This is a genomic window from Neobacillus sp. SuZ13, assembly GCF_030123365.1.
Classification (GTDB): Bacteria; Bacillota; Bacilli; order Bacillales; family Cytobacillaceae; genus Neobacillus.
The window spans coordinates 661,185-685,484 of sequence record NZ_CP126107.1; the positions used below are offsets into that span (position 1 = coordinate 661,185).

A 24,300-nucleotide genomic window follows, 5' to 3' on the forward strand; every position below is an offset into this window, starting at 1 on the left:
CACTCCAATTTAATTTATTAGCCATATTTTTTCATTTATTTTCGTTTGTGTCAATATTTTTCTTATCAAATGAAAAATAATGAAAATAAACGATTGTGTGTATTTCTCGCTAAAACAATAACTAAATCGGTGTATTATATGAAGAAACTGAAACGAATAGGAGTATTGTTGAATTACCACTACATTTCTAGATTTTTTCTTTCGTTTATTTTCAAAGAGAGAATTTTTTTTGAAAACAATTGACAAAACAAAAACAAATGATAATATTCTAAATAGATAAACAACTTGTTTGCCTATTGCTCTTTGCAACATTTGCTGAGGAATGAAATTTTCCGCAGTGTATGAACTAGTTAATTATTATTTGAGGGGGAAATTGCAAATGACGATTAAGTTTGGATGTCACGGATCAACATGGGTACTTGATTATGATGAAAAAGTAGATTGCCTGGATCATATGATTGATACGGTGAAGAAAGCTGGGTTTAAGGGGATTGATGTTCAATATGCTTTATTGGGAAAATATAATGAAGCACCCGAAAAACTAAAAGAAAAACTTGATAGTTTGGAACTTGAATTAGCGGCAATTACCCTGCCATTCAGCTGGGAAAGTGATACAGAATCGGAAGAAGAGAAGCAACGGGCCGATTATTATATTAACTATTTAAAACACTTCCCGAATGCAAAATTAAATTTACCTGCACGAGTGGGTCCTAATCGCGACAATCTATTAAAACGTCAACGAGATATTATTAGCTGTGTTAATGCAGTAAGTAAGCGTGCGGTAGAAAATGGCGTCGTTGCTGTATTTCATCCACATTCTCCGGCAACTTCTTATTTTAGAACAGAAAGCGATTACAACCTTCTTTTTGAAGAATTAGATACAAGATATGTAGCATATACACCGGATGTGGGTCACATTGCAGCTGGAGGAATGGACCCAGTCGAGGTGGTTAAAAAGTATTTACCAATTATCAAACATGTTCATTTTAAGGATTGCTCGAAAAGTTTTGAGTGGAAAAAGATGGGGACCGGTGATATTGATTTTCCTGCCATTGTTCAATCATTAGTTGATTATGGCTATGATGGCTGGATTATGGTCGAAGAAGAAACAGAAGAAACGAAAACAAATGCTGATCAGTGTATCTACGATATTAGTAAATATGTAGATGAAAAATTGAAGCCCATTATTAATGGAGTAAGAATCTAATGAGTAAACAAATCATACCATCGCTGCTCGTCACGGAAGTGTTTTTCCCAGTAAAAGATGAAAAGGGTTTCGCGGCGGGTGTAGTAGAAAATTTAGGTTCTCAAGGCTTTTATCGTTCATTTGAAATCGGATATGGGTATGACCAAGAGGATCGAAAAAGAATTTTGCGAGCAAAGGAACAAAATAACTTATCAATCTTGCAGTGGTTGACCTTCTTAACTTATCAGACAGATCTAAATGTTTCCGCACTAGATACTAGTTTAAGAGAAAAAACCGTTAAACAAATTAAGGAAAGCTTATATTTGGCAGCAGAGTGTGGTGTTTCAACGGTTGCATTTGTCCCTGGCCCCGATCCAGGAGTTCAGTTCCGCAAGCAGGGACTTGAGGCTTTTTATGAAAGTCTCTGTGAAATCTGCGAGGAAGCGTCCACTTTTAATATGCATGTATCGATAGAAGCGATGGATCGCGAAGTGCATAAAAAACGAGTGTTAGGTCTCACAAGTGAAGCTGTTCCTATCATTTCGAAGGTGAAGGAAAAATACTCAAATGTGGGTCTCGTATTTGATACAGCACACGCCGCACTTAATGGTGAGGATATTTTTACATCATTAGAATTAGCAAAAACAATCATGGATCGCCTCCATTTTGCAAATGTCGTTTTAGATCCCGAAAGCCATTTATATGGTGATAATCATATGCTAATCGGTGAACCAGGCTTTCTCACGATTGAAAAGATGTCTCGCATTTTGCAAAAAGCCGATGAGCTTGGCATTCAGGCTGAAAAAGGCCTGCCTGTAGCCGTTGAGGTGCAAGGCAGAGACAAAAATGATTATTTTGCAAATGAGAGAACGATAAGAGTAGCATTGGAAAGTGCGATGAACCTAGTAAAGAAGCAATTAAACTAATTTGTTGCCTCTTGTAAGTATAACTTTTAGCATCACTATCCTTTTCTTCCTACATAAGATCGGGATAGATTTTTTAACCACCTTTGTAAGCGCTATCTAAGAGTCGTTGTTAACACTATTAAAAATGGTATAGGAGGAATAACATGAAAACAGAACAAGCGCTTCAGAATGATCTCCCGGTCAAGGCAGCGAAAACGAAAAAGAATTTCCGTTGGACTGTTGTAATTTGGCTATTAATCGGTGGAATCATTAACTACTTAGACCGTACCAATCTTTCAATTGCCGCACCAGCGATGATTGAAGAATTAGATTTAAATATGACTCATATCGGTTTATTAGGAACGATCTTTTCTTGGACATATGCGTGCATGCAGCTTCCTTCTGGCTGGTTAATTGATAAATTTGGTGCAAAGCGAATTTATTCGATTGCTGTTCTGTGGTGGAGTATTGCAACCGCTTTAACGGGTGCTTGTAACAAGATGCTGACCCTAGTTGGAGCAAGGTTCTTACTTGGAGTAGGGGAAGCGCCGTGTATGCCTTCTAATGCCAAGATAACTGCTCAATGGTTTCCTAAGAGTGAACGGGGATTAGCGACTGGGTTTTGGGATGCATCATCGAAAGTTGGCCCGGCCATTGCTCCACCAATTCTAGTCGCCATTCAAGTGGCATTTGGCTGGCGTGCACTATTCTTCATTACCGGTGCTATTGGTATTGTCTTTATCCTCTTATTTATGAAATTCTACAAAACACCTGATAAAAGTAAAATGCTTTCTAAAGAAGAATATGATTATATTAAGGCTGAAGGCGGCGCAAGCAACGATACCGTCGAATCAACCAATATTAAATGGAGAGAGCTATTTAAGTATAGAAGTGTTTGGGGAATGATTCTTGGCTTCTTCTGTACCATTTGGATTTGGAATATCTTCTTAACATTCTTGCCATTATATCTATTAAACACACAAAATATTTCTTTTAAAGAACTTGGTATTTATGCAGCGATTCCTTATCTTGGGGGGATAGTTGGTAACTTAGGCGGCGGTTACATTACTAAGGTGTTAGCGGATAAGGGAGTTTGTTCTCCGATTAATGCGAAACGTGGTCTGATTGCGGTCAGTGCACTTCTAGCTGCTGCATTTGTTATCCTCCTTCCATTTGTACATGGATTAGCCATCACGATTACTTTGATGACGTTGGCACTTTGTGTTGTTTCTGCAATTACTGGAAGCGCTTGGGCATTGTCTGGTGATGTAGCACCTCCTGCAATGGTTGGATCTGTGGGTGCCATCCAAAACTTTGGTGGATACTTCGGCGGAGCATTTGCACCATTAGTAACAGGTATCATTTTAGATGCAACAGGTTCTTATTCCTTAGCCTTTATTTCTGGTGGAATTATCGCGGGATTTGCAGCTTTCTTCTATTGGTTTGTAGTGAAAGAACCAATTAAACCAGCTAAAGCGGCATAAGGGTTAAAAATAGGAGGGCTGCTAATCGTAGCCCTCTTATTCTTTTAATGAGCTTGTGGGTTTTTGTCGAAAAAAAGGAGAAAATTTAGGCTATTTTAAATAAAATGAAAATTGACACAATAAAATAAGAGGGTTATGATTGTAAATGAAAATAAATAAAAGTAAACGAAAAAATAATAAGTATTGTTTTTAATAGAAAGGGGAGTTTAGTTTGAAGAAAATTATTAACCAACCCGAACGCGTAGTAGAAGAAACAATTGAGGGCTTTCTGGCTGCCTATAAAAGTACATATCAAAAGGTTGAAAATGTAAACGGAATCATTCGACGTAATCTTAAGGATAAAGTGGCGATTGTTACTGGTGGAGGCAGTGGCCACGAACCATTGTTTTTGGGGCTGATAGGGGAAGGACTAGCTGATGGGGTCACATTGGGGAATGTTTTTGCAGCTCCTCCTCCAACGAATGTATTTGAAGTAGCGAAAGCAGTTGATTCTGGCAAGGGAGTTCTATTTATATACGGAAACTATTCTGGTGATGTATTAAACTTCGGCATGGCAGAAGAACTACTAGAAATGGAAGATATCCAGACAAAAACAGTCCTCGTAACCGATGACGTAGCATCGGCTCCTGTTGAACGAAAAGGAGATCGCCGAGGGATTGCGGGAGATATTTTCGTGGTTAAGATTGCGGGGGCGGCCGCAGAAAAAGGACTGTCATTAGAAGAAGTCACACAAGTAACCCAGAAAGCGAATGATCATACATTCTCAATTGGTGTTGCCTTAGCTCCTGGATCGATTCCAGGTGCAGTAGAGCCGCCATACACACTTGGTGATAATGAAATTGAAGTTGGCATGGGCATCCATGGAGAGCCGGGAATGGAACGTACGAAAATGATGCCTGCTGATGAGTTAACAGATAAGTTAATGGCAACCTTGCTCACGGAAAGCAACCTTGAGGCTGGCGATGAAGTGGCTGTATTAGTAAATGGCCTTGGGTCAACAACATTAATGGAACTATTAATCATAAACCGCAGAGTGGCTCAAATTTTAGAAGAAAAAGAGATTAAAGCTTATGACATGGATGTTAATAGCTATTGTACAACACAAGAAATGGCTGGATTCTCGATCACATTACTGAAGTTAGATGATGAATTAAAAGATTTATATAATGCACCTGCAGATTCTCCGTATTACAAAAAAGGATTAACAGCTACAAGTATTGGAGGGAACGTTTATGCCAAATAGTGCCCAAGAAGTAAAGTTGAATGCTGAACAAGTAAAGGAAATGTTCTTGTATGTTGGTGAACAAGTCAGAGAGAACAAACCGTTTTTAACCAAAATTGATAGCGCTATCGGTGATGGAGATCACGGAATTGGCATGTCAGTTGGTTTTACAAAGGCAGAAGAAAATTTAACCAAAAAAGAATTTACAACCATCAATGACGTCTTTAAAACGATAGGTATGTCGATGATTGCAAATATGGGTGGAGCGTCTGGTGTTATTTTTGGAACTTTGTTTACTGGCGGTGTAAAAGGTCTTGAACCACAAGAGGAATTATCCCTGCCATTATTAGCACAAATTCTTGAAGGATCCGTAAAATCCATTAAAGAACGAGGGAAGGCTGAATTAGGAGATAAAACGATGATTGATGCACTGGAGCCTGCAGTGAATGGACTCAAACTAAGTGTGGAAGCAAATCGTAGTTTACTAGAAGGCCTTATCGTTGCTGAAAAACATGCAGCCGGTGGTGTAGAAAAGTCGAAGGAATATGTTGCGAAGTTTGGCAGGGCAAAATCGCTTGGCGAACGAGCGATCGGTCACCAAGATGCTGGGGCAACGACCGTCTGGATCATGTTGAAATCGATGAGAGAATGGGTAGAAAAAGCAGCCGTTCAACAATAAAGTTGGTTTTGATAAAAAGGCTGTGTTAAAGCGTATTGTTAATTTTGGCCCCCTATTGATTGGAGCGGAAATCAACAGGCATGGATAACAGAGCCAATAAAAAACTATCATCAGGAGGAATTGTTATGACAACTAAAAAATTTCAAGGGGTTATTCCACCGGTATCAATCATTGTTGATGAACAAGGCAGACTTGATAAAAAAGGAATGGCAACTGTTATTGATTTCTTAATTGAAGCAGGTGTGGATGGCTTGTTCTTTTTAGGAACAGGCGGCGAATTTTCACAAATGTTTTTGGAAGAACGCAAAGAAGTAGCTTCGTATACAACCGAATATGTGAACGGCAGGGTTCCGGTTTTAATTGGTACGGGAAGCACGAATACGCGAGAAGTCGTTCTGCTCAGTCAACACGCAGAATCAGTCGGAGCAGATGCGGTAGTGGTCATCAACCCTTACTATTGGAATTTGACTGAAGAAAATTTATTTGCTCATTATAGTGAAATTGCCAATTCTGTTCACTTACCGATTTTACTTTATAATTTCCCAACAATGAGCGGACAGGATTTAACTCCGGAGTTCGTCCTTAAATTGGTTGATGCACATGAGAATATCGTTGGAATAAAGGAAACGGTTGAAAGTGTTGCACATATTCGTGATATGATTTTAACAGTTAAAGGCAAGCACCCAGATTTTTCCGTGTTCTCCGGTTTTGACGATCATTTCTTACAAACCCTGACACTTGGCGGTGATGGTGCGATTAGTGCTTCTGTCAATTTCGCTCCGGAATTAGCGCTTGGAATATACAAGGGATTCAAGGAGAACCGTCTCGATGAAGCAGTTGCATACCACCAACGCATGGCCGTATTGCCGACTATGTACAAACTTGATTCACCGTTTGTAAGTGTGGTAAAAGAAGCTATGAAATTGAAGGGAATGGACATTTCCACAAACGTTCTAGCACCAGCACGGTCATTAAGTGCTGAAAAGATTGAGGAGCTAAAAAAGATTCTCGTTCAAGTTGACCTATTAGAAAGTGCACCAGTTAAATAATTTAAAAGAAAAGATCTCCACCGTGGGATCTTTTTTACAAGGTTTAGAGATGTAAAAAAGGAATGGGAGCCCGATATGTCCAAAACAAGAAGAATGTCGCGAATTTTTTCAAATGATGGTAAATCAATTACGCTGGCGTTGGATGGATACTATTTTTCTACCAAGACGGCAGGAATTGAACAAACGATTACCCTTTTGCCACAATTGATTGAGAATGGACTTGATGCTGTAATTGTTACATATGGAATGGCAAAAATGTACGCTGAGTCCTTTAAGAACGTGGGGTTGGTTGTCCGTGCTGACTTATCTACCAGCGTATTTGATGCACGTATCCCCCAGACTACAGACATTCTTTCGGTTGAAGATGCACTTAAGCTTGGCGCGGATAGTGTTATTTCGATGACTTTCCCTGGGGCAGATGGTGAAGCGGCCTCACACAAAATGGCCTGGGATCTTGCCAAAGCGGGAGATGACTGGAATGTTCCATATATGTGTGAGACGCTGCCGTATAGCTATCATGTGACAAGTCCTGAATCCAATCAAATCGAAACGATTGCCGCCGCAGCGCGGATCGGGACAGAGCTAGGAGCAGATATTATTAAGACTAGATTAACTGGAGATCCAGCTGATGTGAAAATCATTGAAGCTGCCAAACGTCCAGTTCTTGTGTTAGGAGGACCAAAAACGGATAACATCCTTGACTACTTCAATTATGTAAAACATTGCATGGAAGTTGGAGCAAAAGGCGTGGCTGTTGGTCGGAATATAACGCTAGATAAGAATCCAATTGGTGTCGTGGCGGGGTTAAATAAGATTATTCATCAAAATGGGACGGCAGAAGATGCTTACCAAAGCTATCAATCTAGCTTTGAGCTGCTACAGGCCTAAGACATAGGATAGCTAAATCATTTACTTGATGATGAGGCTTGATGAGAAAAATTATTTGATAACCTATCGGTAAAGGAGAAATGTGAAATGAGTACCCAGTTTATTCCATCCCTGCTAGTCCCTGAAATTTATTTTCCAATGCAACAAGAAAAAGATTTCACCATCAATTTGCTAGAAAAAATGGCTTCTGATGGTTTTTATCGTTCGTATGAAATAGCAGACGGGCAAGACCAACAAGAAAGAAAACGTATTTTGGCATTAAAAGAACAATATAACTTTCAATTAACACAATGGCTGACCTTTTTAATAGATAAAAACAAGCTGGATGTTTCCTCATTAGATTCACAATTACGCTCAGAATCCGTTCGTCAGATTAAAGAAAATATTTATTTTGCGGCAGAGTGTGGTGCAAGCAATATTGCCTTTGTTCCAGGTCTAGATCCAGGCCCAGAACGTCGACTTGAAGCGATGGGAGGGTTTTATGAAGCCTTATGTGATATTTGCGAGGAAGCCAGCAAATATCAAATGAACGTGTTGGTCGAACATTTGGATCGCTTTGCCCATAAAAAGCGTCTGATTGGCCCAATGACTGATACAGTTGAATTGCTGTCGAGTGTAGCTGAAAAGCACAGCAATATTGGCTTAGCCTTTGATACAGCGCATGCTGCCTTAAATAGGGAAGACATTTCGGAGGCATTAGAACTAGCCAAAGCGCAGATTCATCAGATTCATTTTTCTAATGCGGTAGTCGATCCGAACAATGAATTATATGGGGATTTCCATATGCCTATTGGGGAACCTGGCTTCTTAACCATTGAGAAAATAAGTGATATTTTACGAAAAGCTGACGAACTAAGTCTCCAATCCGAACGTGGGCTGCGTGTCGCTGTGGAAGTAAGAGGTAAAGATAAAGACAATTACCAAGAGAATGAAACAATCGTCCGGTCGATTTTAGAAAAAGCATTAAATTTAGTAGCAAGTAGATGATAAACTTACGAGAGAATCGACGAAGGAGGTTTCTGGATGAATAAGATTTGGATCGGGACCAATTGGAAGATGACAAAGACCATTGCAGAAGGAATCGACTTTACGAAAGGACTTAGACAGATTTCAAAAGCGATTACATCGAACCTCCAATTATTTATTATTCCTTCTCATACATCCCTTGTTCCCATTAAGGAGCTTACCGCTGATTCCGATATTTATTTAGGGGCCCAAAACATGCATTGGGAAGATAGTGGTGCTTATACAGGGGAGATTTCTCCGCGAATGCTAGCTGAAATTGGCATTGATATGATTGAACTTGGCCATTCGGAGCGCAGACAATATTTTAATGAAACGGATGCAGCGATTAATAAAAAAGTCCATGCAGCCCTAAACTATTCAATGAAGCCTCTGATTTGCATTGGAGAAAACATTGAGCAGAAGAAACAGCAGATTTCGAAAGAAACATTGGCTGCACAGCTAAAGGTTTGCTTGCAGGGAGTATCCAGGGAACAAGCAAAGGAAGTTCTGATCGCCTACGAACCTGTTTGGGCGATTGGTGAGCAAGGTATTCCTGCAGATGCTGGATACTTAGCAGAAATCCATGACTTTCTTCGACATACGTTAGAAGGGCTTTTTGCAGAAATAGGCGGCGATATTCCAATTTTGTACGGCGGTAGTGTGAATCATGATAATTTCCTTGAATATATCGATTTAGAAAATGTGAATGGACTCTTTATTGGCAGAGCTGCTTGGAACATCGACAGTTTCCAAGACATTTTAAAGCAACTTGAATTACATCTAGAAAGTGAAGCAAGCCGAGTCCTATGATTGAATCTCCTCTTTAGTAGAAAAGAGAAGCGAAGTCTTCTCTCTACTTCGGAGGGGACTTTTTTTTTCAATTTTATTGGTTATTTTGCTAAAAAAAATGAATCTCAATTTTTCCTTTATTTTCAAATCTAACGAATTGCCGCGGTAAAGCAAAACAAAACAAAATGAAGTGAAAATATATTTTAACAAAAAAGATATATATTTTAATTAGTTTAGTCATTAAACAGGACTTTTCAGCCATTTACCTATATAATATGAGTATTAATATTATTTCGGAAAACCGTTTAGTAAATTTTCGAAAATAAATGAAAGGGTGGAATTATGTTCGCAGATCAACGCAGAAATTTAATAATTGAATTACTGACAGAAAAAGGAGTCGTAACTGTAAATGATTTGACCAGTATGCTTAATATTTCTGCTGCCACCATACGATCTGATTTAAATCAAATGGAGAAACAAGGTCTACTTCTTCGTACACATGGCGGGGCTATGCTGAAAGCGGAAGAAACGAATAAAGAAACAGATCAACTTGAAAAAAACTATGAAATTCGTGAAAAGAAATTCCGCGCGGAAAAACAAAGAATCGGTAATAAAGCGCTTAATTATATACAAGAAGGGCAATGTATACTATTAGATGCAAGTACGACCTGTTTTGAGTTTGCAAAATATTTGAGTGAGACAAAAATGAGGTTAACAGTAGTTACAAGTGGAATTGCAACAGCGGCCATGCTGAAGGAAAACCCTTATTTAACCGTAATTATTATTGGTGGAATCGTTAGGAACACTTCTAATTCAGTCGAAGGTCTATTGGGGGAAGAGCTGTTACGAAAAATTAATATCGACCTTTTATTCACTTCTGCCTACGCTTTTAATATTCGTGATGGCCTCTCAGACTTTAGTTTATATGAAGTGGAATTAAAAAAAGTCATGGTTTCCGTTGCGAACAAAGTCATTGTATTACTAGATCATAGTAAAGTGGATAAAAGTTCCATTGCGACCTTTGCACGTCCAAATGAAATCGATATATTTATTACGGATAAGCCTGTTTCTGAAGAAATCAGCCATTTTTTCGCTGCTAATGGGATTGAACTAGAGATTGCGGAATAATGCGATAACGATAAAATGAAACCTAATGGGAATTTTTTCGTATAAATATAACAAAGACAATAAGGAGAGGTATGTGTAATGTTCCTAGAAGAACTAGAGCAAGAGGAGAAAATTGCATTTCTTGAATTGGCTGCAATGATTGCCAGAATTGATGGCAAATTATCTATATATGAAAATTCCTTAATAAAAAAATATCAAAGGGAGACGGGGCTGGAGGATTATCAGTTAAAAGGACTCTCGATAGAGGACATTTTAAAAGAATTTAAAAGTGAACGCTCCAAATATATCGTCTTAACTGAAATCTTTCAACTTATTTATTCTGATGGAGTTTTCCATGATCATGAAAGCGAATTTGTCCATATTATAAAGACACACTTCGGATTCGATTCAAGTGAATTTGGAACGTTCAAGGATTGGGTTGAAAAAATAAAAGAATTATCGGTAACAAAGAGAGAGTATTAGAACATCCTTATTTGAGTTCATGATCACATTAGATAAATAGACAATGGCCCCTGTCCTTATTGGACTAGGGGCCATTTATACTTTAATTGTTATTCCTCTTCTGTATAGGCTTCCGTGGTGGTATCCATGCACTCCCAGCATTCACTTCGATTCCTTTCATACTTGGATAATTCACTCCCACAAGAGATGCAAAAATCCATAAGAATTGATTCCCCTTTCAAGTGAATTTTATATATATGATTATTTATATTCCAACATAGCTTGTTAGAGAACCAATTACCTGCAAGCAAAACAAATCTCGTTTTGCCCAATTCCTATAGAAGATGATCTTATAGCTGCGATAAACAACTTTTACTAAAACTAGTCTAATCAGGTTTTTTATTTTTTCATATTAATATAGTAATCAATTTCTAGGAGGTGGAGATATTGACACGTAGAAAAAAGAGCCTGCCTCTCTGTATTTTCCCAAATTATCGATGGTGTGGGCCAGGATGCAGCGGGCCGGGAAGACCCATTAATGATGTAGATAACTGCTGCTACCATCATGATCGCTGTTTAGACCAAGGGAATTCCCCTTGTTATTGTGACAACCAATTCATGAAATGCCTCAGCACAAAAATGAATCCTCATACGCAAAAAGGTAGAAATGCACGATTGATGTATTGGTTCTTTAAACTGAAAACAGCCTTCACCTGTCCAAAATAGTTGTTATATTTCTAAAACATTTGCTGGCGTCCTAAGTATCTAAATCCGAAAATCGTCTGAAATCAATTTGTCCATCCCCTCTGAATTCGTTACACTATAGAGTGTAGGTAACTTATAAATGGGTGGGAGAGAGCATTAAATGAGTAAAAGAGTAGTGATTACAGGTATTGGAGCAGTCACTCCTTTGGGGAATGATGCTCATACAACATGGGAAAACATTAAAAGTGGTGTATCGGGGATTGGCCCAGCTACCATCTTTGATGTGGAAAAAGTTGATATTAAAATTGCAGCTGAGGTAAAAGGCTTTGCACCAGAAGAGTTCATGGATAAAAGAGAAGCAAGAAGGATGGGGCGTTATAGCCAATTCGCGGTGGCAGCAAGTCAAATGGCTGTAAACGATGCGGGGATCAAAATCGGAGAGGACATTCCTGCCGAACGAGTCGGTGTTTGGATTGGTTCAGGAATCGGCGGTTTAGGCGAGTTCGAAGAACAACATCGGAAATTCATTGAAAAAGGACAACGAAGGGTCAATCCATTTACGATTCCGATGTTCATCCCAGACATGGCAGCTGGACAAGTGTCGATTGCACTTGGTGCTAAAGGAATCAACAATTGTTCGGTCACTGCTTGTGCATCGGGTGCCAATTCCATCGGTGATGCATTCCGCGTCATTCAAAAAGGGGATGTGGAGATGATGATTGCGGGTGGAACAGAAGCGACGATTACCGAAATGACCGTAGCTGGATTTTCGAATATGACCGCTCTTTCTAAAAATCCTGATCCGAACACAGCAAGCCGGCCTTTTGATAAGAAGCGAGATGGTTTTGTAATCGGAGAAGGGGCTGGAATTGTGGTCCTCGAAGAACTAGAACACGCACTGGCCCGCGGCGCTAAGATTTATGGAGAATTGATTGGCTATGGCGCGACGGGTGATGCCCATCATATTACCACACCTGCACCAGATGGAGAAGGGGCTGGCAGGGCTATGAAATTAGCATTAGACGATGCGGATATTTCCCCTGAACAAGTCGACTATATCAATGCACATGGGACATCCACCAATTATAATGATTTGTATGAAACGTTAGCCATTAAAGAAGTTTTCAAAGAACACGCCTATCATTTATCGGTCAGTTCCACCAAATCAATGACCGGCCATTTATTGGGTGCGACAGGAGCTATTGAAGCTATCTTTTCTGTTTTAGCGATCAAGGAAGGAATTATTCCGCCAACCATTAACTATGAAACACCAGACGAACAACTGGATTTAGATTATGTTCCCAATGAGGCAAAGAAGAAGGATGTTCAAGTGGTTTTATCCAACTCATTAGGATTTGGCGGACATAATGCCACATTGATTTTTAAAAAGTTTACCGAGTAATGATAGCAAATAGCTAAAACGAAGGTGTCTAATATCATTTAGATACCTTTTTTCTATGGGTTTGGACTATTTCCGACAAAAAGTTCCATCATAAACTGTTTAGATACATTTTCACTTTGGTCGTAGATTTTGTATTGTGTGGAGCCTTCATTGGTTCCTATTGTTTCTACATCCAACTCTTTATTTTCCGGTATTACTTCCCAAGCTTTAAAATTTTGAATACCGTCTGATTTATTTGGATTAATTGTTCTTAAGATCCCTCTAGCTTGTCCAAAATTATAATTAAAAAATTCGGTTACATGCATATCTCCTTTATCATTTACTTTAATATCCATCGTCACATCTTTTATTTCATAAGATGGAGTTGAACTAGTTTCAGCTGATGCCACAGTAGGGATGATTAAAGCCATGAGGAAAGGGGCAGTGAATTTAAGCCAATTTTTCAACTTCTCTCCTCCTTTCAGGATTTGGAGAGTATAATCAAAAAACTGGTTTCATCAAGAATTCATTAATCCTTTTTTTGTTTTTTAAAGATTAAGTATTAAGTGAGGGATAAAAGAAAAGAGGGGGATGGATATTCATCCCCCTCAAAATATTTAATGATAGGTAACGACTTTTTCTAATTCAAATCGATGGCGAGAATAACCTTCTCTATCTGCAATTCCAATTGGTACCATCGCGGCAAATCTAACATGCTCTGGCAGTCCTAATAACTCTTTTACCTTTCCCTGGTCAAAACCAAGCATAGGTACACTTGAATATCCCATTCCTTGAGCGGCAATTAACAGAAACCCAAGGGCGATATTGCTTTGCGTAAGTCCCCATTGTGCTCTTTCTTCTTTCCCCATAGCATTAAAGAAGGAAGATAGGTATGAAATTTCTTCTTGTTTTCTTTCCGGTGTTAATCCTGGGTGTACAGTATCTGGTAAATTCGCCAGGGTATCTTCCATATCACTGGCAATAAGGATGACCGCAGGGGCTGAAGTTACTTGCGTTTGACCAAAAGCCGCTTCTTGAAGTTTTTCTTTAAGATTAAAGTCCGTCACAACATGAAATCTCCATGGCTGAAGATTCCAAGCACTTGCAGATAAGTGTGCAAGATTTAGTATTTCATTCAGGTCTTCCTGAGGAATTGGTTCTTGAACAAATTTACGAATACTGTAACGAGACTCGATTGCATCTTTAACAGAAAGAATTCGGTGTGCTGTTTGTAATGCCAAAATAACTTCCTCCCTCCAACAATCCTTCATAGGCATTCTGTTTCGTTGTTTATAAAAACAACTCTGAAAACCTACGGGTTTAGTTTTGCCGAACGAAAATTATTTATCCGATTTGCACAAAAAACACCTTATTTAACAGGTGTTCATTTTTTTGGAATAGTTCTTTTTCATAAACATAATAAATTTTGCCTCTAAACAAATTACAAAAGTGCCCTTATAGTTAAAGTGACCATCTTTCTCTAATTTGTATCTGTTCTTTCTTTTTAACACTTCACCGATATAGTCCATTACCAGAAGGGCACCTACAAAAGGAAGGAAACAATGACTTTTTCTTTATGGAAAATTTCCTTTTCGGAAACAGTAAAAAGTTTCTTGTCAATACGAACCGTAAACGTGCCATGTCGATTGAAATAACCATCCATTTCTTGATAATATCGTTTTTTCTTTTTAGATGCCTTTCCTAATAAGTCTTCTTCGAAAACTGCCCCCGCATTGTAGATAGGGAAGAAACAATCATGTATTTTAACTGGCTCTCCACTACCTTTTTCAATCTCAATGTCATTGCAGCTGCATTTTTTACCCCAAAATGAATAATAAAGATAACAACTTAATGAAAAAGCGGTTGTGACCGTGTAGAAAGTGCTAGCACAAAATATAAATATCAATAAATCATTCATGTCAAACCACTTTCCTATTAGTACATACCAACCAGAAATTTCTTTAAAACTAACCAAACGTTTGATTAGATAACCATGAGGCCATGCCAATAAAGGGTTTCAGCCTTTTATTGTGAATAAATTTTGTCGACACTATTATATTTTTTCATTATTAAAGTTAAAAACTAGTCGATATTAGGATTTCCTTCGGAAATTTATCCCGCTTCGACAGATTTCCCTAGCATTCCTTATTAACCAAACGTTTGATTAGTTTTAGCATAAACCCTTGTATCAACTGGATTTTTTCCCGGGAAATGGAGGGAAGAATGTCGAAATCCGCATCGACAAAAAAACCGGGTATCGCTACCCGGTCTTACCTACATTAACTATACTTAAGCATTTCTTATTTGTTTGCTTCGTAATTGTCCGCATGCTGCATCAATGTCTGTTCCGTGTTCTTGGCGGATTTTGCAATTAACCCCGCCCTTTTTCAACGTATCATAAAATGACAATACCGATTCCTGTTCACTTCGTTGATATTGACTATGCTCATCGACCGGGTTATATGGAATTAAGTTTACATAGACTTTCTGCCCGAGTGGACGGAGCAGGTCGACTAGCTGCTCAGCTTCTTGTTTACGGTCATTTACATCTCGCAACAAAATATATTCAATCGTAATTCGTCGGTTTGTTTTGTCTACGTAATACTCCATCGCCTTCATTAATTTTTCAATCGGAATGGCCCGGTTTATTTTCATAATACGGGTGCGAAGTTCATTATTTGGCGCATGTAATGACACTGCCAGGTTAACCTGCAATCCTTTATCCGTGAACTCAATCAGCTTGTCTGCAAGACCGCTGGTTGAGACGGTGATTCGTCTAGCCGCAATGGCAAGCCCTTTATCATCTTTGATTACTTTGATAAAGTCTAATAGGTTTTCAAAATTATCAAATGGTTCACCAATGCCCATCACGACCACATGACTGACCGTTTCTCCTTGGCCTTTTTTGTCCAAATGCAGCTGTACATTCATAATTTGCTCAACAATTTCCCCACTGGATAAATCGCGACTTTTCGCTAATAACCCACTCGCACAAAAGCTGCAGCCGATGTTACAGCCAACTTGTGTTGTCACACAAACGGAAAGGCCGTATTTCTGGCGCATTAAAACCGTTTCGATCAAATTGCCATCCTTCAGTTTAAACAAAAACTTAATCGTGCCATCAGCCGATTCTTGTTTAATGTGCTCCTGTAAGGTTTGGATCTCGAAGTTGTCTGCTAATAGATGAACACACTCTTCATTTACTTCCGTCATCTCCGAGAATGCAGTGACACGCTTCCGATAAAGGTACTCCCAAACTTTCTGTGCTCTCGACTTCTTCTGACCGTGATCTTCAAGCCAGGCCGCTAATTGATCGATCGTTAATCCGTATATGCTCTGTTTATTCATAAGTTCCTCCTCTTTTCGTAACGATAAAACGTACCAAAATTTATCTTTACCTACTATATAAATAGTGAATTGACTTTAAATCAGTTATTCACCATACATGTAATCTTAAAAACATTATCTATTATACCAAGAAAAGGCGCATAATAAAAAAATACCTATAATTGGTTGTTAAACAAGGTATTAACTTTATAAAAGTTGGAGGCTGTATGTATGAAGGTTCTATCAATGATTCAGCCATGGGCAAGCCTTTTTGTCCTGAGGGAGGCCAAGTTTGAAACAAGAACATGGAGAACAAAATATCGAGGACCGTTGGCAATTCACACGAGCAAAAAAATAGATAAGGCTGTTTGCAATCATATCGCCATCCAAAAGCTGCTTGGTAAGCATGGATACATAAAAGAGGACCTTCCGACTGGGAAGATTATCGCCGTCTGCCAACTTGTGAATTGTTTGAAAGTCATAGAGAACAACCAAACATGGGCAGTCCTTGAAGATGGAAGAATCGTTTCAGGCAATGACTATTTCTTAGGTGACTATCGTGTGGGAGGCTTCGCTTGGGAAGTTGAGGATATGAAGAAACTCGAGGAATACATTCCGGCGAAGGGCCACTTGGGTATTTGGGAATACAAAGACAAATAGGAATTTTTATTGCTAAATAGATTGTGCTAATTTACTCGGTTACAGGCGTGATTTACCAGAATCACGTCTTTTCATATTTTTAAAAGAATTTAACAAAAATTTTAAAAATTTGTATTGCAGCTTTTGTACTGTTTAATTATAATACAAGATATAACAAATAAAAGCGTTTTCATATAAAGGAGGTGAACTAATATTGAAAATTGCAGGAATGAATATCACCTTTAGACATTATCCTTTCCACTATTTCTTAGATTCAATGGAGAGCCTTGGTATTAAACATATTGAATTGTGGGCTGGTGAGCCGCATTTGTATGTTTATCGAAACGGATTTGAAACGATTAGAAATATCAACAAAGAAATCAAAGCTAGGAATATGAAAATTGTTTGCTATACTCCAGAACAATGTGTTTATCCCTATAATATTGCATCCTCAGATCCACATTGGCGGAGAGTAAGTATTGATTATTTTACCGAGAATATTTATGCAGCTTTAGCGCTCGACACCAATATGATGCTTATTACTTCTGGAATTGGTGACTTTTCTGTTCGTCAAGAAGAATCTTGGAACTATGCAAGCGATTCTATTTTTCAACTATCAAAAGTGGCTGAAAAGGAAGGTGTCACCCTTGCCTTAGAACCACTAACCAGATTTGAGTCTAATCTAGTCATTGACACACCAGGGCTTAAGAAAATGATAAAAGAAATCCAATCTTCCTCATTAAAAGGAATGATTGATACGGTGGCCATGCAATTAGCAGGTGAAACACCTGATGATTATTTCTCCATTCTTTCTGAATTAAGTCATTTCCATCTAATCGATGGAGACGGTCAATCGGATGCCCATTTAGCACTAGATGACGGGGTACTGAACTGGAAAGAATATTTAACCAGTCTTCAAAACCATCAATACGAAGGGGTATGTACCCTAGAGATAATGGGATCAAATTATTATCAAAACCCGCAAGATGCAATCATGAAATCTCTTAAGAAAATAAAGGAATTGGGAATCTTATCATCTGGATATGGAGGAACTCTTTATGAGTAATGGTGCACTTACACGAAAGCTAGGCTTCTGGTCTGCTCTGGCAATCGCTGTTGGAACGACGGTAGGGTCAGGTATTTTTGTTTCTTCTGGTGATGTGGCAAAAGCGGCAGGAAGTCCATCTATTTCAATTCTTGCCTGGATTATAGGCGGGGTTATTGCAATTCCACAAGTAATGGTATTAGCCGAGCTATCAACTGCATATCCCCAAAATGGAAGCGGTTACGTTTACTTAAATAAAGCAGGGTGGAGGCCGCTTGGCTTTCTCTATGGATGGGCTACTTTCTGGGCCTTAGATCCACCATCTATTTCGATTATGGCATTAGCGATTGTTTCTTACGTAGCAACCTTTTTGCCATTTTTCTCTGGGGTGCCTGGAAAATTATTAGGTATTGCAATCATTTTAATCATTACTTCCATTCATTATCGAAGTGTAAAAGAAGGCGGCCTTTTCCAAGTTATTATAACTGCTGTAAAAATCATTCCCTTCTTAATAGTCATAGTCTTAGGACTAATGTATATGAACCCTGGTAACTTTGCCTATACTCCAACAACTGGAACGGTCAAAACAAGTCTAATTGGCGGAGTGTCTGCTACAACTTGGGCATATACGGGGATGGCTGCAATTTGTTTTATGGCTGGGGAATTTAAAAATCCAGGTAAGGTGCTTCCGCGTGCACTAATAAGTTCTGTTTTCATTGTACTAGCCCTATACACGTTACTTGCCGTTTGTGTTATAGGTTTAATGCCTTTTGAAAAATTAATCAGCACAAATGCAGCTGTATCAGAAGCCGTAAAGTATATCCCAGGACTGTCTGATATTGCCTCCTCATTTGTAGCTGTTACGGCTATTATCGTTATTTTGGGGTCATTGAGTTCCTGCATTATGTTCCAGCCGCGATTAGAATATGCGATGGCAAAGGATGGCTTATTTTTCCAACGCTTTGCAAAAGTTCATCCGAAGTATGAAACGCCAAGTTTTTCAATTATTGTTCAAGTAACCTATGCCTGTATCCTCGTGATGTTTAGTAATTTAACAGCATTACTCGGGTATTTCACGCTTATCCAATTGGTTATTAATATACTAGATTTTGCGGCCGTCTATAAATGCCGGAAAAGAGATGATTATAAACCAGTATATCGAATGCCAGCGTGGAGATTAACAACGATTCTAGCTATTCTTGGTGCGTCATGGTTGGCATGGGGAACATTCACTTGGGCTCCATGGCAAGGAATGGCAGCCGCATTTATCGTCATTGCTACAGGACTTCCTGTTTACTTCTATTGGGAAAAGAAATATGGTTCGAAGATAGAGAAAGACAGTAACTCAGTCGCTTAAAAAAGAGACAGGGGAGTTAGAAACTCTTTAACTAACTTCCTTCCTTTTAAAAAATATAAAAATATAAAGCTTTATAAAATGGAATTGATTAGTTCTCGATTCCAATAAGAGGAGGAAACATGGATGTTGAAATTTGATGAAGAGTTATTTCTGAAACTGGTAGAAAAAGAGGGCCTTGAGTTTAGAGGTCAAATTGAAGACATGGTTGATGGAATCTCAAAAAGAGGATACAGTAATCTTTTCTTAATCGGTGCGGGTGGAACGATTGCGATGATGTATCCTTATGAATATATTTTAAAGTCAAACTCTACGATTGATGTTCATGCAGAGATTGCAGCTGAATTCATGGTAATGAACAATAAGCATTTTAGCAAAGACTCTGTGTGTATCTTTACATCTGTATCAGGCACAACCAAAGAAACAGTTGCAGCCGCAGAATTTTGTAAAGAAAGAGGAGCCACAACCATCGCTTTAGTTGCTGAGCCCAATACTCCTTTAACACAAATTGTCGACCACTGCATCACAACAGGTTCTGAAAAACATTCATTTGATACTTTCTTTATGCTGCTATACATGGTGGTCTTCCGTTTCATGTATAACAACAATGAATTTCCGCAATATGAGCAATTTACCAAGGAAGTTTCATTACTTCCAAGAGCCATTCTAAGTGCAGTGAAGGCTTTTGATAAAAAAGCAGAGGAATTCGCAATTAAACACAAAGATACGGATTACCACATGATGGTTGGTTCTGGTAACTTATGGGGTAACACTTATTCATACGCGATGTGTATCTTAGAAGAAATGCAATGGATTCATGCAAAATCGATTCATGCTGCAGAGTTTTTCCATGGAACCCTTGAACTTGTTGTCGAAGATACAAGTGTAATTTTATTAAAAGGTGAAGATGAAACTAGACCACTGATGGACCGTGTAGAGAGATTCGCTGAGCAGATTACTAAAGAACTCACGGTTATTGATACGAAAGACTTTGAAATGGAAGGTATTAGCGATGAATTCAGGAAGCACTTTGCAGTTAGTATTAACTGGTCTGTCCTAAGCCGGATTAGTGTTCACCTAGAACGTATAAGAAACCACTCCTTAGATCTTAGAAGATATTATCGAGTAATGGAATATTAAGACCAACAATGAGCACTACATCGTAGTGCTCGTTTCTTCCATTTCAGCATTAATGATCAGAAAGAAGGGGAAAAGGATGAGAATTGCAACAGTCGGAGATAACTGTATGGATGTTTATCAGGCAAGCGGGCAGGTCTACCCTGGAGGTAATCCTGTAAATGTAGCTGTTTATTTAAAGGAATTAGGTGCCGATTCTGCTTATATTGGCTGGGTTGGTTCCGATACATACGGTGATAGAATGATTCAGGCAATCAGAGAGAAAGGAGTAGATACGACGCATCTATCCCAGAAGGATGGAACAACAGCCGTTACATATGTTGAATTAATAGGCAATGATCGTAGCTTTGGGGAATACGATGAAGGAGTAACGGCTAACTTTACCTTAACAGAAGAAGAACTCGACTTTATTGCAACACATCAACTTGTCCATGCGGGGATATGGGGGCATGTTGAAGGGTATTATTCACTTTTTAAAGAGAAGGGGTTATCTACTTGCTTTGATTTCTCAGATCAATTAGATCATAGTTTAGTAAAAACCTTATCACCGTTTGTTGATTATGCATTCTTCTCATACAAGCAGGACGATGCATATATTCGTCAGTTTTTAAAGGAGGTCAACAGCGTCGGTTCTAAAATTGCTGTAGCAACCTTAGGTGAAAATGGATCGCTAGCCTATGATGGTGGACAATTTTATCAATATGGAGTCGTTGAAGCGGATGTAGTCGATACAATGGGAGCCGGAGATTCGTTCATTTCGGGTTTTATTTATGGAAGATTGAAAGGCCTCTCTATCAACGAATGTTTAAAGTTGGGCACAGAGACAGCATCCAAAACGATTAGATATTTCGGTGCATGGTGACTAGGACGGGCAATCAAGGTATAATAGACAGTATATAATTTATTGACGGATAAGGATGAAGTAAGCTATGAATTTAAATCCTTCAACCCCCCAGCCTCTCTATATGCAAATAAGGCAAATGTTGAAGAATGACATTCAGCACGGAAAATATAAACCGGATGAACAGATCCCTACAGAAGCAGAACTTTGTGAAATATATAATGTAAGTCGGATTACCATCCGGAAGGCAATTGAGGAATTAGTGAAAGAAGGAACCTTGACAAGGATTCCGCGCAGAGGCACCTTTGTTGCATCCAATAAGTTTCATAATGAATTGTTATCCGTAAGTGGATTCTCGGAGTTTAGTCATCAACTGGGCATGATTCCAAATTCTCGGATTTTAAGAAGTGAAGTTATCCCTGCAACTGAAGAAGTGGCAGGTCATCTCCTCATTGAAAAAGGAAGTCCCGTTCTTGAACTTGAGCGGCTCATGTATGTAAACGGCCGTCCACTTTTCTATGATATTGCACATTATTCGTTGATGCATTTTCCAGATTTAGAAAAGAAGATTGCAGGGGATGAATCCACCTATAAGATCCTTTTAGAGGATTACCAAACAGAAATAGTTAGTAACGACAAAATTATTGATGTGATTGGTGCGACAAAAGAGTATGCTAAGTTATTAGAATGTGATATTGGGGCTAATCTTTTTAGGATTTTAAAAATTGCTTTTGATGCAAACGATCAACCTGTCCACCTATCTACATTTATGTGTGAGACAAATAAAGTCAATTTGACCGTCCATCGGGCAAAATAGAGAGAGTACCCCAAAAAGGTTTAAGGGTTCCGTTTCCTATCTCAAAACTTGAAATTACAGTTCAAAATGCAACTTAAATTGCACCGTATTTTGTATTGTCTTTTGTAATAGAAAGAAATGACTCACTTCATTAGAAGTGGGTCATTTTTTTCTGCTTACTCAATTAACGCTACCCGTTTGTTAAATAAGAAAATTAAAAAATTGGTGGAGTCACCGAAAAAAGTATCGCAGCATGTTCATTAAAATTATTTTCCCATTTATGCTTCATTTGTGCTGGTATTTTTACACTATCACCAGATTCCAATATGTATTCTTCATCATCTAAAAACACTTTAATTTTCCCCTCTAATACATAAGCAACTTCTACTCCTTTATGCCCCAACTGTTTCTCAGATGAAGCCGTCTTAGGTGGGAAATTCATAATGGCTGTTGCCAGGTTTCCAGTAAAATCAGGTGAAACTAGCTCATAGGATAAGTTTTCAATGATCATTTTCTTTCGATGACTAGACCTAACAACTAAATCAGCCGTGTTTGTCTCTTCAATGAAAAAACTAAATGTAGGAACGTCGAGGGATTTCGCTAAAACTTTAAGAGTCTGAATAGAAGGGTTTGCTAAGCCACGTTCAATTTGACTCAACATTGAAGGCGTTATTTCAGTTAACTTTGCTAATTCTCTAATGCTTAAGTCTTTAGCTTTTCTATATTTTTCAACCTTCTTACCAATATCTATATTTTCCATTACTATGCACTCCTTGATAAATCGTTAACTTAAATTTAACGTTTTTAAATAATACTTAACAACCCAAAATATCTATGTTAAACTGCATTTAACAATTATTAAATTATATTTTACATTGTTTTGAAGACAATAATCAAGTCAATGAGGAGGACTATCAAAGTGAAAGAGATTGAATTCGGAGATCTACAAACATGGAAAGAAAACTATCCTTTACTAAACAAACTCATTTCGTTGAATGAAATATTGTGGTTAAATCCTAAAATTGAAAAGTTTAAAACAGGAATTAAAAAATCCCCCCTTACTCAAGACGATGTAAAGGATGCAGAGGAAAGATTGAAACGCTTTGCTCCATATATTGCCACAGTTTTCCCAGAAACAAAAAAGAAGAATGGGATAATAGAATCTCCATTGGTGAGAATTCCTTCCATGAAACAATCCTTAGAGCAGAATTATCGACAACCTATATTGGGTGAATTATTGCTTAAGTGTGATAGTCACCTTCCTATATCAGGGTCTATAAAAGCAAGGGGCGGGATTTATGAAGTTCTCAAACATGCCGAAGAATTAGCTCTTCAACATCAATTGTTGACGATTCAAGATGACTATTCCATTTTAGATAGTGATAGGTTTCGAACATTCTTCTCCCAATACTCAATCGCAGTAGGTTCGACTGGGAATTTAGGACTTAGTATAGGCATCATAAGTGCAAAGTTAGGTTTTAATGTGACCGTTCATATGTCGGCTGATGCAAAACAATGGAAAAAAGACCTACTTCGAAGCAAAAATGTTAATGTAATGGAATATGAATCGGATTATAGTAAAGCAGTAGAGGAAGGTCGACTCCAAGCAGATGGGGATCCTACATGTTATTTTGTAGATGATGAAAATTCTTATGACCTATTTTTAGGATACGCAGTAGCAGCATCTCGATTACAAAAACAATTAGAAGAGTTAGAGATAACAATTGATGAAAATCATCCTTTGTTTGTTTACCTTCCCTGTGGTGTAGGCGGTGGTCCTGGCGGAATAGCTTTTGGTTTGAAGTTATTTTATCAAGACCATGTTCACTGTTTCTTTGCGGAACCTAGCCACTCGCCATGTATGTTACTTGGTTTAATGACTGGACTTCATGATAAAATTTCTGTGCAAGATATTGGTATTGATAATGTAACAGACGCAGATGGACTTGCTGTAGGAAGACCATCTGGATTTGTAGGTAAAACTATAGAACCGTTTCTAAGTGGTAATTATACGGTTAGCGATGAACAGTTGTATAAGCTATTAAAGGAACTAGTTGATACAGAGGGGATTCATTTAGAACCTTCAGCACTAGCAGGCATGATAGGACCGATTAAATTATCTAAAGAAGGAACCGATTATTTACAGAAGCATCATTTAACGAAAAAAATGAGTAAAGGTACACATATTATTTGGGGGACTGGTGGAAATATGGTTCCTGAAGAAATGATGAAGCAATATTATCAAAAAGGATTGAATTTATCGTTAGAGAATCAAAGGTAATTCAACACAGGGGTTAGT

24 protein-coding genes are annotated in these 24,300 nt (G+C 38.3%); 19 read left to right on the plus strand and 5 right to left on the minus strand.

Annotation, left to right across the window (positions count from 1 at the left end; genetic code table 11):
* Positions 1–379: 379 nt before the first annotated feature.
* The 12 genes from QNH17_RS03130 to fabF all read left to right on the plus strand — a co-directional run bounded on the left by QNH17_RS03130 (position 380) and on the right by fabF (position 12,883).
* The gene (locus QNH17_RS03130; protein WP_283877347.1) at positions 380–1,207 is read left to right on the plus strand and encodes a sugar phosphate isomerase/epimerase family protein; all 828 of its coding nucleotides are present in this window, start codon (positions 380–382) and stop codon (positions 1,205–1,207) included.
* A complete protein-coding gene (locus tag QNH17_RS03135; protein WP_283877348.1) occupies positions 1,207–2,112 on the plus strand; it encodes a sugar phosphate isomerase/epimerase family protein in 906 nt (301 codons plus the stop codon). The genes QNH17_RS03130 and QNH17_RS03135 overlap by 1 nt, the downstream gene beginning before the upstream one ends.
* Before the next feature lie 143 nt (positions 2,113–2,255).
* Complete coding sequence (locus QNH17_RS03140; protein WP_283877349.1) at positions 2,256–3,575, plus strand: MFS transporter; 1,320 nt, start codon at positions 2,256–2,258, stop codon at positions 3,573–3,575.
* A gap of 211 nt (positions 3,576–3,786) precedes the next feature.
* Complete coding sequence (locus QNH17_RS03145) at positions 3,787–4,818, plus strand: dihydroxyacetone kinase subunit DhaK (RefSeq protein ID WP_283877350.1); 1,032 nt, start codon at positions 3,787–3,789, stop codon at positions 4,816–4,818.
* Entirely contained in the window at positions 4,808–5,476 is a 669-nt protein-coding gene (gene dhaL, locus QNH17_RS03150; protein WP_283877351.1) for a dihydroxyacetone kinase subunit DhaL, read from the plus strand. The genes QNH17_RS03145 and dhaL overlap by 11 nt, the downstream gene beginning before the upstream one ends.
* A 125-nt stretch (positions 5,477–5,601) precedes the next feature.
* Positions 5,602–6,525 carry a dihydrodipicolinate synthase family protein gene (locus tag QNH17_RS03155; RefSeq protein ID WP_283877352.1) on the plus strand — a complete coding sequence of 308 codons (924 nt, stop codon included), beginning with the start codon at positions 5,602–5,604 and terminating at the stop codon, positions 6,523–6,525.
* A gap of 75 nt (positions 6,526–6,600) precedes the next feature.
* Positions 6,601–7,413, plus strand: a complete 813-nt coding sequence (locus tag QNH17_RS03160; protein ID WP_283877353.1) for a class I fructose-bisphosphate aldolase — start codon at positions 6,601–6,603, stop codon at positions 7,411–7,413.
* An 87-nt stretch (positions 7,414–7,500) separates the two neighbouring features.
* The gene (locus QNH17_RS03165; RefSeq protein ID WP_283877354.1) at positions 7,501–8,400 is read left to right on the plus strand and encodes a sugar phosphate isomerase/epimerase family protein; all 900 of its coding nucleotides are present in this window, start codon (positions 7,501–7,503) and stop codon (positions 8,398–8,400) included.
* 36 nt (positions 8,401–8,436) lie between these two features.
* Positions 8,437–9,228: a triose-phosphate isomerase gene (locus tag QNH17_RS03170; RefSeq protein ID WP_283877355.1), complete on the plus strand. Its 792-nt coding sequence runs from the start codon at positions 8,437–8,439 to the stop codon at positions 9,226–9,228.
* Positions 9,229–9,549: 321 nt separating this feature from the next.
* The gene (locus QNH17_RS03175) at positions 9,550–10,335 is read left to right on the plus strand and encodes a DeoR/GlpR family DNA-binding transcription regulator (RefSeq protein WP_283877356.1); all 786 of its coding nucleotides are present in this window, start codon (positions 9,550–9,552) and stop codon (positions 10,333–10,335) included.
* A 78-nt stretch (positions 10,336–10,413) separates the two neighbouring features.
* Positions 10,414–10,797, plus strand: a complete 384-nt coding sequence (locus QNH17_RS03180) for a hypothetical protein (protein WP_283877357.1) — start codon at positions 10,414–10,416, stop codon at positions 10,795–10,797.
* A gap of 844 nt (positions 10,798–11,641) precedes the next feature.
* Positions 11,642–12,883 (plus strand): beta-ketoacyl-ACP synthase II, encoded by a 1,242-nt coding sequence (fabF, locus tag QNH17_RS03190; RefSeq protein WP_283877359.1) that lies wholly within the window; start codon positions 11,642–11,644, stop codon positions 12,881–12,883.
* A 53-nt stretch (positions 12,884–12,936) separates the two neighbouring features.
* Here the strand turns inward: fabF and QNH17_RS03195 are convergent, their stop codons facing one another.
* The 4 genes from QNH17_RS03195 to rlmN form a co-directional block, all read right to left on the minus strand.
* A complete protein-coding gene (locus tag QNH17_RS03195; protein WP_283877360.1) occupies positions 12,937–13,329 on the minus strand; it encodes a DUF2207 domain-containing protein in 393 nt (130 codons plus the stop codon).
* A 150-nt stretch (positions 13,330–13,479) separates the two neighbouring features.
* Entirely contained in the window at positions 13,480–14,103 is a 624-nt protein-coding gene (locus tag QNH17_RS03200) for a nitroreductase family protein (RefSeq protein WP_283877361.1), read from the minus strand.
* A 302-nt stretch (positions 14,104–14,405) separates the two neighbouring features.
* Positions 14,406–14,780 carry a hypothetical protein gene (locus tag QNH17_RS03205; protein WP_283877362.1) on the minus strand — a complete coding sequence of 125 codons (375 nt, stop codon included), beginning with the start codon at positions 14,778–14,780 and terminating at the stop codon, positions 14,406–14,408.
* Between the two features lie 371 nt (positions 14,781–15,151).
* A complete protein-coding gene (gene rlmN / locus QNH17_RS03210) occupies positions 15,152–16,210 on the minus strand; it encodes a dual-specificity RNA methyltransferase RlmN (RefSeq protein ID WP_283877363.1) in 1,059 nt (352 codons plus the stop codon).
* Between the two features lie 210 nt (positions 16,211–16,420).
* On the opposite strand from rlmN, the gene QNH17_RS03215 reads away from it, so the two are divergent.
* From QNH17_RS03215 to QNH17_RS03240, 6 genes are all read left to right on the plus strand, one after another.
* On the plus strand, positions 16,421–16,849 hold the full coding sequence (locus QNH17_RS03215; protein ID WP_283877364.1) for an ASCH domain-containing protein: 429 nt from the start codon (positions 16,421–16,423) through the stop codon (positions 16,847–16,849).
* 193 nt (positions 16,850–17,042) lie between these two features.
* Complete coding sequence (locus tag QNH17_RS03220) at positions 17,043–17,894, plus strand: TIM barrel protein (RefSeq protein WP_283877365.1); 852 nt, start codon at positions 17,043–17,045, stop codon at positions 17,892–17,894.
* Complete coding sequence (locus QNH17_RS03225; RefSeq protein ID WP_283877366.1) at positions 17,887–19,230, plus strand: amino acid permease; 1,344 nt, start codon at positions 17,887–17,889, stop codon at positions 19,228–19,230. Before QNH17_RS03220 ends, QNH17_RS03225 begins: the two co-directional genes overlap by 8 nt.
* Before the next feature lie 123 nt (positions 19,231–19,353).
* Positions 19,354–20,367: an SIS domain-containing protein gene (locus QNH17_RS03230; protein ID WP_283877367.1), complete on the plus strand. Its 1,014-nt coding sequence runs from the start codon at positions 19,354–19,356 to the stop codon at positions 20,365–20,367.
* Positions 20,368–20,443: 76 nt separating this feature from the next.
* On the plus strand, positions 20,444–21,226 hold the full coding sequence (gene frlD / locus QNH17_RS03235) for a fructoselysine 6-kinase (RefSeq protein WP_283877368.1): 783 nt from the start codon (positions 20,444–20,446) through the stop codon (positions 21,224–21,226).
* 67 nt (positions 21,227–21,293) lie between these two features.
* Positions 21,294–22,022: a GntR family transcriptional regulator gene (locus QNH17_RS03240; protein ID WP_283877369.1), complete on the plus strand. Its 729-nt coding sequence runs from the start codon at positions 21,294–21,296 to the stop codon at positions 22,020–22,022.
* Between the two features lie 193 nt (positions 22,023–22,215).
* On the opposite strand, the gene QNH17_RS03245 is transcribed toward QNH17_RS03240, so the two are convergent.
* Positions 22,216–22,761, minus strand: a complete 546-nt coding sequence (locus QNH17_RS03245; protein ID WP_283877370.1) for a helix-turn-helix domain-containing protein — start codon at positions 22,759–22,761, stop codon at positions 22,216–22,218.
* A 159-nt stretch (positions 22,762–22,920) separates the two neighbouring features.
* Between QNH17_RS03245 and QNH17_RS03250 the strand changes: the two genes are divergently transcribed.
* A complete protein-coding gene (locus QNH17_RS03250) occupies positions 22,921–24,282 on the plus strand; it encodes a D-serine ammonia-lyase (protein WP_283877371.1) in 1,362 nt (453 codons plus the stop codon).
* Positions 24,283–24,300 lie beyond the last annotated feature (18 nt).

Excerpts from the sequence above, each read along its gene's own strand:
- QNH17_RS03160 (WP_283877353.1), top strand. The coding sequence starts at position 6,601 with ATGTCCAAAACAAGAAGAATGTCGCGAATTTTTTCAAATGATGGTAAA.
- dhaL (WP_283877351.1), top strand. The coding sequence starts at position 4,808 with ATGCCAAATAGTGCCCAAGAAGTAAAGTTGAATGCTGAACAAGTAAAG.
- QNH17_RS03240 (WP_283877369.1), top strand. The coding sequence starts at position 21,294 with ATGAATTTAAATCCTTCAACCCCCCAGCCTCTCTATATGCAAATAAGG.
- QNH17_RS03130 (WP_283877347.1), top strand. The coding sequence starts at position 380 with ATGACGATTAAGTTTGGATGTCACGGATCAACATGGGTACTTGATTAT.
- QNH17_RS03245 (WP_283877370.1), bottom strand. The coding sequence starts at position 22,761 with ATGGAAAATATAGATATTGGTAAGAAGGTTGAAAAATATAGAAAAGCT.
- QNH17_RS03225 (WP_283877366.1), top strand. The coding sequence starts at position 17,887 with ATGAGTAATGGTGCACTTACACGAAAGCTAGGCTTCTGGTCTGCTCTG.
- QNH17_RS03135 (WP_283877348.1), top strand. The coding sequence starts at position 1,207 with ATGAGTAAACAAATCATACCATCGCTGCTCGTCACGGAAGTGTTTTTC.
- QNH17_RS03180 (WP_283877357.1), top strand. The coding sequence starts at position 10,414 with ATGTTCCTAGAAGAACTAGAGCAAGAGGAGAAAATTGCATTTCTTGAA.
- rlmN (WP_283877363.1), bottom strand. The coding sequence starts at position 16,210 with ATGAATAAACAGAGCATATACGGATTAACGATCGATCAATTAGCGGCC.
- QNH17_RS03215 (WP_283877364.1), top strand. The coding sequence starts at position 16,421 with ATGAAGGTTCTATCAATGATTCAGCCATGGGCAAGCCTTTTTGTCCTG.
- QNH17_RS03170 (WP_283877355.1), top strand. The coding sequence starts at position 8,437 with ATGAATAAGATTTGGATCGGGACCAATTGGAAGATGACAAAGACCATT.
- QNH17_RS03230 (WP_283877367.1), top strand. The coding sequence starts at position 19,354 with ATGTTGAAATTTGATGAAGAGTTATTTCTGAAACTGGTAGAAAAAGAG.
- QNH17_RS03165 (WP_283877354.1), top strand. The coding sequence starts at position 7,501 with ATGAGTACCCAGTTTATTCCATCCCTGCTAGTCCCTGAAATTTATTTT.
- QNH17_RS03155 (WP_283877352.1), top strand. The coding sequence starts at position 5,602 with ATGACAACTAAAAAATTTCAAGGGGTTATTCCACCGGTATCAATCATT.
- frlD (WP_283877368.1), top strand. The coding sequence starts at position 20,444 with ATGAGAATTGCAACAGTCGGAGATAACTGTATGGATGTTTATCAGGCA.
- fabF (WP_283877359.1), top strand. The coding sequence starts at position 11,642 with ATGAGTAAAAGAGTAGTGATTACAGGTATTGGAGCAGTCACTCCTTTG.
- QNH17_RS03140 (WP_283877349.1), top strand. The coding sequence starts at position 2,256 with ATGAAAACAGAACAAGCGCTTCAGAATGATCTCCCGGTCAAGGCAGCG.
- QNH17_RS03205 (WP_283877362.1), bottom strand. The coding sequence starts at position 14,780 with ATGAATGATTTATTGATATTTATATTTTGTGCTAGCACTTTCTACACG.
- QNH17_RS03175 (WP_283877356.1), top strand. The coding sequence starts at position 9,550 with ATGTTCGCAGATCAACGCAGAAATTTAATAATTGAATTACTGACAGAA.